This is a genomic window from Psychrobacillus sp. NPDC093180, from assembly GCF_044754065.1.
Lineage (GTDB): Bacteria > Bacillota > Bacilli > Bacillales_A > Planococcaceae > Psychrobacillus.
The window spans coordinates 147,623-156,219 of sequence record NZ_JBIVOJ010000010.1 but is presented as its reverse complement, the minus strand read 5'-3'; the positions used below and the strand labels follow the sequence as shown (position 1 = coordinate 156,219).

Below are 8,597 nucleotides of genomic sequence, written 5' to 3'. Positions count from 1 at the left end.
ATTTTACATACAGATTTAGGCAGCCAATACACTAGTGCAGACTTTGGAAAAGCAGTGAAAGAAGCAAAAATCAACCATTCCTTCAGTCGTAAAGGATGCCCATATGACAATGCTTGCATCGAGTCTTTTCATGCGATTTTAAAAAAAGAAGAAGTTTATCAAACTTCTTATGTCGACTTTGAAACTGCCCGATTGGCCCTATTTCACTACATTGAATCATGGTACAACCGAAAACGGATTCATGGAGCGATTAACTATTTAACGCCTCAACAACTAGAGGACTTATGCCGGAGTGAGGCAGTTTGATAGAAAGGTAGCTTGGCTATGAGATTTACCCTACCTATACATTTTTTCAGGACGACATCCATGGGTTATATTTCCTGTATCCAGCGAAAGCTGTCAAGTGCGGTCTATCACTTGACTGGTTTCGCTGGATGCAGGACACTCCAGAAATGGATGCCGTTCTGAAACGGACTTAACTTTTTTGTGTCCAAGATATTGACGTAAATCCATTGGATATATTATTCTTTAACTAAAATTACCTAAGTACTCCTTAACTTGATTACTCGGTATCACTTTTCTTTCTTCTGGAAAATTGAAGAATTCCAATATTGGCTCCATAATTTCTACTAATGCATCAATCTCATATATACTGACTTCTTTCGTAAAAACAAATTGCTCTTTTTTTTCAAAACCATTACTTTCATAATCTTTGTAATCACTACTAAACAAAGTAATTTTTCCATCATCAATTACTAGTTCTCCTATTGAAAAGGCTTCATATTCCTTTCCTTTAAATATTATCCTATGTCTTAACTCAAATAAAAAATCGATTTCATCTAATGTTACTTCTTTTATAAAGATATCATGATGAACATTTCCACCTAAATCAATTAATTCTTTAAAACCATTTTCCTGTTCTTTACTCTTTAATCTATACTTATCATTACGAATATTTAATGAATAAATTTTATTATTATGTTTAGCATATTTCCTCAAAGTAACACCACTCCATAAACTTTCCTGTTTAAAAACAATTCAGAATAGTGTCTTGCACAGGGTCCATTCATAAATGTTTATAAGTCTTCTGGATTAATAGGCGTTATCTCTTCAATGAGCATAACCTCACTTTTTGATACCCACCCAAGCCATGAATCCCTATCTATTCTAGGTAGATTTAATTTACTTCCCACCAGTAATGAACCAGTGGCAACTTGGTATTCGTTTTCTTTTTCTTGTAAAATTTGGACTTTCTCCTCTTTAATAATTCCAAATGGAGTAATACTTACACAATCCTCTATTTCGTTTGGTTTCACTATCTTAGTGTATACTCCATTTTGATAAGTATCTTCAAAAGTTGCATCTATTTTCTCTTTATTTTCTGTCATGATTTTCAAATTATTATCCATATCAAAAGTTATACTAAACTCGACTCCACCATAAATTCCATATAAGCCTTTTCTCAACACACTATTCACCTCATTAATCTTTCAAAATAAATTCTTTACCGTTAAATATTCCTATAACCTCATCTTTCCCATCAACTACTCTGTGTAATTTTGCTCCTACCTCTAATTCAATAAACTTTTTAGATGTCCATTCTGGTATAACATCACCATTTCTAGAAGCGGTAAACCCATTTCCAGTCCATGGCCACTCGTTATTTTCCCAGCCACTATACGGTTTTTTCATATTATGGCCGTAAGGAATCTCTAAGTTTTCAGGAGAAAGCAATTCTGGGTTTTTTACTTTAAATTCAATATAACCATAACTATTGCCATCCTCAGGATAAGGTTTTACTACTTTTCCATTATATTCATCGTAATAAGAGTAATCTAATCTCATAGACTCTCTAACATGAGAATAATCATGTATATGGGAACTATCTTCAGCTTTTGCCACAAAACCTCTAACAGTGATATACTCTCCATCAAGATATTTTTGAATATCATTGGCATGAATGTTTTTTATTAAAGTTGTTTTATTATCTGGCCTTGGGACAGATTCTCGAAAATCTTGAATTATCATTCTTTCACTGTCATTTAGCTTGTAGTATGGTTTTAATCGTAAATCTCTAAATTGATCGTAACTTAAATTATGCTCTTTTAATTTGTTTGGAAGGATACTATTCATAAAACTATTGATGTCCATTCTACTAGCTGCAAATCGAGCTTCTCTATCCATTCCTACAGCAACTTTATCACGAAATTGAGCGTATCGTTTTGCATCATCAAAGTCCATTAATTCATTTAAATCGCTAATTTTTCCTACGTTTCTAGTACTTACACCAATTTCCGTTTCCCTAGGAATTCCCACACTAGACTTAGTTGGCGAAGTTATCAATTTTCCACCCCCCAAAATGCTTGTAGCTAACCCGAAGCTATTTTGCCAATGTTCTTTGGAAAAAGCGTCTTCTGGTAGAACGGCTTCTTTAACCATACCGCTAAAACCGAATGTAGCATAGTTAGCAAAATCAGTTTTGGAGTCGAACATTTTGTCTGCTCTCTCTTTGGCCCCTGACCAGATTCCATCTGTAGCCCCGAGTGTTACATAATTTACAAAATCATATGGTGAATCTAATGACTTATCAGCTCGAGTTTGTAGTCCATTCCAAAAATCTTTTCCCATTTCTGTGAAGCTATTAATCGACTTCATAAATGGATTTACATCTTCTTGTTGATCGTCATCAGGCTCAGGTACTGGACATGAAAGGGCGATCATATCAGAACCAACAAAGGGACTTTCTTTGCTAATAGTACCACCGAAGCCAAACTTAATTGGTTTTGCATAATCCAATAATGTTTGATAAATCGACTGTAACTTTTCCCAACTAAGTACATGGGAAAGGTTTTTAAGACTGGCTTGCCGTGCCTCCAGCTCTACTTTCAATCTACTTTGAGAAGTTAAAGCTGCCCAATTATTTTGTTGGAAATGGACATCCGTTAATCCCCCAATAAACAATCCTTCTATATCTGACAACCATTTATCCATCGCATGTATATCCATTTCTATCGGATTCAATGCAATCGTCTGATTCGCATCAAATTCGTAAAGCCGTGAAATCGTATCATCCCGTTTCCTTTTTGAATGATGGACCCCTTCTTGCACTCCGCTATCATCAAGATGCGGTAACCCAATAATGTCACTTACCTCATCCATCACACTGTTTGTCTCATCCGTCAAACTGGCTGTGAGCCGACCGATGAACGTCAACCCCTGTTCCAGTTCACCCTCTAGAAATTGTTCTAGTATGTAACCTGCTGGATCAGGTTCGAGGGAGAAAAGGGCTGCCTCCATTTGGTGAAGCACTTGTTTAAATTGCATGGAAAACAACTGAAAAAATTGAAGGAATGGCAAATGACATTCTCCATAAAAGGAGCGAATCGCATTTCCTCCTTCCCCTTTCAGCATTTCATCCATTTGAACAAGTCCTTCGACTGAACGAAGAATAACTTCTGTTTCATATCTTAATCTTTCTAGCATTGCTTTATTTCGCTGTAGTCCAGCTTGAAATAAATCTACATCTAAAATTTTCATATGTAATACCTCAACGAGGAACTAGAAATTATAACTTTATTAAGTTCTTTATTATATAACAATACTCCAAAAGTGAACATTCTTCTCCTCCTCTAGTAAACTATCCATAGTTATAATATTCCATTTTTACATATGAAGGTAAAGAGAGAAGTAATAATATTTATAAAAATGAACCCTAAGCAACGATTATAAATAAATATTTTATAACTCTTATCCTAATACATCATGAAAATAGTAGTTATTTAGATAGGAGTGAGCATTTATTCAACTAGTATGTATCTATATGTTTTTTGAAAAAAGGTGAGCATTCATACACTCACCTTTCATTTACCGACCTAATCTCTTTTTTTAGGTTTATTTTTATTCAATTCTTTGGTCACCTTGTTTTTAGATATCTCCACAAATTCTTCTCCAAATTCCTCGTCAGGATTATTCGTAGGATTTTTATACAGTTCGTAACTATTATGCGTTCGAACATTCATGGTCCTATTATTATTTTTACTCATTGATCATCACCTCCTAAATTCTAATTTGCTCTATATATAGGTTTTTATTCTTCAGAAATCCATCTAGCAATAGACATGCCAAAGGAACTAAAGATAAATAGTATGTTAGAATACCTAATATTTTTTCTGTTTTTTAGTAATTTTAAATTTATAAATTAATATACTAAATCTAGTAGCTAAACTAGTGCTAAAAAATAGGGAGGGTAAATATGCGTCTAAAAAAATCGGTTGTCTTGCTTTTAAGTAGTGTGCTGAGTATTGGAATGTTGGCAGCTTGTTCATCTAAACCTAAAGGAAATGAATCAGCAAGTGGATCAAATGTTATCAAAATTGCTACACAAACACCTTTATCTGGTGGATCAGCAATCATTGGTGAATCCATTCGACTAGGTGCACAAATGAAATTAGAAGAACAAGCAGAGAAATTTAAAGAATTAGGTTATACATTACAGCTTGAATCTTATGATGATCAATCGGATCCAAAAAAGGGTGTATCCAATGCCAATATAATCGGGGCTGATAAGTCGATTTACGCAGTAGTCGGTCACTATAATTCTGGCGTTGCTATCCCTTCTTCTGAAGTGTACGAGAAATACAATGTTGCTATGGTGTCACCCGGAACCACCGCTGTTACGGTAACTGATCGTAAGTTAAAAACAGTGAATCGCATCGTAGGACGAGACGATGCACAAGGTCCAGCCGGGGCAAAATATGCGATTGAAACTTTAGGGGCAAAGCAAATCTTTATTATTCAGGACAAAACAGCTTATGGCTCGGGTATTGCAGATGCATTCAAAGTAGCTGCTGAAGAAGCAGGTGCTGAAATTGTAGGATATGAAGGAATTACGGTTGGAGAAAAAGACTTTAATGGTGTGATCAATCAAGTATTAACAAAAAATCCTGATTTAATTTATTTTGGTGGAATATACTCCGAAGCAGGAATCATTATTAAACAAGCTCGAGATAAAGGCATTGATGTACCAATCATGGGTGGAGATGGAATGGACGCTTCAGGTTTAGTTGATATTGCAGGTGATGCGGTGAAAAATACGTATATCACATCAGTTGCCGGTGATAGTACAGCAACAGAATCTGGTCGGAAGTTCGTAGCGGATTATAAAGCCAAATTCAATAAAGATGCAGAGGCTTTCTCAGTCTATGGTTACGATACTATGGGCGTAATCCTTCACGCTATTGAGAATTCTATTAAAGAAAATAATGGTAAAATTCCTTCTAAAGAAAAAGTAGCGGAAGCTGTCCGATCCGTTAAGGACTATGAAGGTGCATTAACAAACGTTACATTTGATGAAATAGGTGATAACACGAACGCTAAGATTTATTTATACAAATTTAGTGAAGCGAGTTATCCAGGTGTTCTAGAAGGCGAAGTTGGAAAATAGGTTAAAGATTTTGATAGAGTGTTGGGACTTATTTTTCTCAACACTCTTTCTTTACTATTAAAAATTTGGGAGGGTTAATATGCTTCTAGAAATGTTACAAAGTTTACCCCAGGTACTAATTGATGGACTTGCATTAGGTGCTGTGTATGCTGTTGTAGCCCTCGGTTATACAATGGTTTACGGAATCTTACAACTCATCAATTTTGCACACGGAGAAATTTTTATGACGGGTGCATTTATCGGCACCGCATTTTTTATCTTGTTAATGGGAATGAGCTGGGTTTCTTCTGTTCCTCAAATTGTCGTGCTTATAGTAGTTTTAGTTGTCACTGCTTGTTTAACCGGACTTCTTGGGATGGGTATTGAAAGAGTGGCATATCGCCCTCTTCGAAATGCTCCGAGGCTTATACCGCTTATTACAGCTATAGGTATTTCTTTTATCTTACAAGACGTTATTCGTTTTATCGCTGAACTATCTTCTGGAAACTATATTGTTACAGGGCCATCTTTATTTACAAATCAATTGACGATCAATTTCTCTTCCCTATCCAGTATTTTTAATGATGCTAGCTTCAAAACTTCCTTCCTTATCGTATTAGTTACTGCTGTTATTTTAATGATTTCGCTAGATTACTTTATTAACAGAACAAAATGGGGAACGGCGATGCGCGCAGTGGCGTTAGATCGTGAAACTGCCTCCCTTATGTCCATTAATGTCAATAAAACAATCTCTATTACATTCTTTATTGGGTCTGCTTTAGGTGGTGCAACAGGCGTATTATTTGCTGTTCAATATGGCACAATCGATCCATTTATCGGATTCATCTTAGGCATGAAGGCATTTATCGCTGCAGTTTTAGGTGGGATTGGTAATATTCGTGGAGCCATGCTTGGTGGGATTTTGTTGGGGTTACTAGAAATGTTTGCATCTGCAAATTTATCCTTATTAACTGGTGGCGTATTTGGAGCAGAATATAAAGATGTTTTTGCGTTTTCTATATTAATATTAGTTCTTATTTTCAAGCCAGAAGGTTTATTGGGTAAACCTACTGCTGAGAAAGTGTAGGTGGATATCTTGAAGGAATCTTTAGCGAAGTTTTTACAATATAAATGGTCGCAAGTTATCTTATTTACTGTTTTCGTAGCGGTATCATCCGCTGCATTATTTTTCTCCCAAAAATCTGTCACCGCCTTTTTACTATTATTATCTTCTTTGTTAATACTACATTATATGAAATTAAAGAACATCACAAAATGGATGATTGCTCTCGGATTATTATTTATACTCATTCCGTTAGCATCCAGTGGAGGACCTGCTTTCCAATCGTATATGGATGTAGCTACGATGGTAGGAATCTATGTATCTATGGCATTAGGTCTTAATATTGTTGTTGGTATGGCTGGATTGTTAGACTTAGGTTTTGTTGCTTTTTTTGCAGTCGGTGCCTATTCCTACAGTATTTTTGCAACACCACAAGCCGCAAACTTTATGCCGTTTGGAACTTACCCGCTTGGTGGAGAAAGTTTCTGGATTTTCTTAATCATTGGCGGGGTAGTTGCTGCAATCGCTGGAGTTCTTATTGGGATCCCGGTCCTTAGAGTGAAAGGCGATTACTTAGCTATTGTTACATTAGGGTTTGGAGAAATTATCCGAATTTTATTTAACAATGCGGACAAGCCGGTCAATATTACAGGTGGCGCAATGGGTATTCCATCTGTAACCCCTCCTGAAATTTTTGGAGTTCCACTTATCTTTCCAAATCAATTTTATTTCGTAACGCTTGTTATCTTAATTTTCACCATTTTTACCGTGTTACGATTGGAACGCTCTAAACTTGGTCGCTCATGGAAAGCTGTTCGGGAAAATGAAATAGCAGCGCAAGCGATGGGTATCCCTCTTGTCAAAACGAAATTGTTGGCTTTCGCTCTTGGTGCTTCGTTTTCAGGAATGATGGGCGTTGTGTTTGCAGCAAAGCAAGCGTTTATCGATCCGACAAGTTTTACTCTTTTAGAGTCATTCACGATTCTTGTAATGGTTGTACTAGGTGGAATGGGCAGTGTCCCTGGAGTTATTCTTGGTGCTGCAGTTATCACCATTTTAAATTTGCAAGTATTAACAGAATTAGCGACTTGGGTGAATCAGCTATCCTTTAGCGGAATCATTTCAATTCCAGAAGCCTTATCCCCCGCAAAAATGCAAAAATTCATATTCGGCGCTTTACTGGTAGCATTTGCTTTGTATAGACCAAAAGGGTTAATTCCTGCAAAAAATAAAATCTTTGATGAAAAGAGATTAAAAGAAACGCAGGCCCATTCAGACATGAACGCTACTGATCAGAAAAAGATGCAATCGTAGGAGGATATAAATGTCGATACTAGAAGTCACAAACTTAACTAAAAAATTTGGTGGGTTAACTGCCAATCAAGATGTAACGATGAATATTGAGGCTGGCTCTATTACTGCAGTAATCGGACCAAATGGAGCAGGTAAAACAACTTTTTTCAATATGATAACAGGCGTTTATCAACCTACTTCAGGTGACATAAAATTAGAAGGAAAATCACTGCTAGGGCTAAAACCTGATGAAGTAGCCAAAAGAGGTATCTCAAGGACCTTTCAAAATATAAGATTATTTGGTGAAATGTCCGTGATCGAAAATGTACTAGTGGGAATGCATACTGGATTGAAAACGGGTCTATTAGGTATCTTTTTAAATTTACCTACTACTAAAAAAGAGGAATTATTAGCAGAAAAGGAAGCATATCGTTTACTAGAACATTTCGAGCTTGCTCCCTTTTTAAACGAAAAAGCTTGTAATCTCAGTTACGGTGCCCAAAGAAAACTAGAGATTGCTCGTGCCCTTGCAACGAAGCCGAAGTTACTATTATTAGATGAGCCAGCAGCGGGGATGAATCCTGCTGAAACGAGAGAATTAACGGAAATCATTAAGAATATGGGCAAAGAATTCAATGTCTCTGTCCTATTGATTGAGCATGACATGAAATTAGTAATGGAAATTTCAGAGCATATCTTTGTTTTAGATCATGGAGAAAAAATTGCAGAAGGAAATCCAGAAGAAATTAGAACGAATACAAAAGTAATTGAAGCATACCTAGGCTCAGGTGCTGTTCAAACGGTCTGAAGGAGTGAAAC

9 protein-coding genes are annotated in these 8,597 nt (G+C 36.1%); 5 read left to right on the top strand and 4 right to left on the bottom strand.

The window, feature by feature from the left end; genetic code table 11:
- Positions 1 to 306, top strand: a 306-nt coding sequence (locus ACIP9W_RS16190) for an integrase core domain-containing protein (protein WP_400791428.1), incomplete at its 5' end; no start/stop codon positions are given.
- Positions 307 to 528: 222 nt separating this feature from the next.
- On the opposite strand, the gene ACIP9W_RS16185 is transcribed toward ACIP9W_RS16190, so the two are convergent.
- The 4 genes from ACIP9W_RS16185 to ACIP9W_RS16170 form a co-directional block, all read right to left on the bottom strand.
- A complete protein-coding gene (locus ACIP9W_RS16185) occupies positions 529 to 999 on the bottom strand; it encodes a hypothetical protein (RefSeq protein ID WP_400791426.1) in 471 nt (156 codons plus the stop codon).
- Between the two features lie 77 nt (positions 1,000 to 1,076).
- On the bottom strand, positions 1,077 to 1,469 hold the full coding sequence (locus tag ACIP9W_RS16180) for a hypothetical protein (RefSeq protein WP_400791424.1): 393 nt from the start codon (positions 1,467 to 1,469) through the stop codon (positions 1,077 to 1,079).
- Positions 1,470 to 1,482: 13 nt separating this feature from the next.
- Positions 1,483 to 3,537, bottom strand: coding sequence for a ribonuclease YeeF family protein (locus tag ACIP9W_RS16175; RefSeq protein WP_400791421.1), 2,055 nt, complete (start codon positions 3,535 to 3,537; stop codon positions 1,483 to 1,485).
- A 335-nt stretch (positions 3,538 to 3,872) separates the two neighbouring features.
- Positions 3,873 to 4,043, bottom strand: a complete 171-nt coding sequence (locus ACIP9W_RS16170) for a hypothetical protein (protein ID WP_282245487.1) — start codon at positions 4,041 to 4,043, stop codon at positions 3,873 to 3,875.
- A gap of 209 nt (positions 4,044 to 4,252) precedes the next feature.
- On the opposite strand from ACIP9W_RS16170, the gene ACIP9W_RS16165 reads away from it, so the two are divergent.
- The 4 genes from ACIP9W_RS16165 (at position 4,253) to ACIP9W_RS16150 (ending at position 8,586) form a co-directional block, all read left to right on the top strand.
- The gene (locus tag ACIP9W_RS16165) at positions 4,253 to 5,443 is read left to right on the top strand and encodes a branched-chain amino acid ABC transporter substrate-binding protein (RefSeq protein WP_400791418.1); all 1,191 of its coding nucleotides are present in this window, start codon (positions 4,253 to 4,255) and stop codon (positions 5,441 to 5,443) included.
- A 79-nt stretch (positions 5,444 to 5,522) separates the two neighbouring features.
- Complete coding sequence (locus ACIP9W_RS16160; protein ID WP_400791415.1) at positions 5,523 to 6,509, top strand: branched-chain amino acid ABC transporter permease; 987 nt, start codon at positions 5,523 to 5,525, stop codon at positions 6,507 to 6,509.
- A 9-nt stretch (positions 6,510 to 6,518) separates the two neighbouring features.
- Positions 6,519 to 7,799, top strand: coding sequence for a branched-chain amino acid ABC transporter permease (locus ACIP9W_RS16155; protein ID WP_400791412.1), 1,281 nt, complete (start codon positions 6,519 to 6,521; stop codon positions 7,797 to 7,799).
- Positions 7,800 to 7,809: 10 nt separating this feature from the next.
- Entirely contained in the window at positions 7,810 to 8,586 is a 777-nt protein-coding gene (locus tag ACIP9W_RS16150; RefSeq protein ID WP_400791409.1) for an ABC transporter ATP-binding protein, read from the top strand.
- Positions 8,587 to 8,597: the final 11 nt, after the last annotated feature.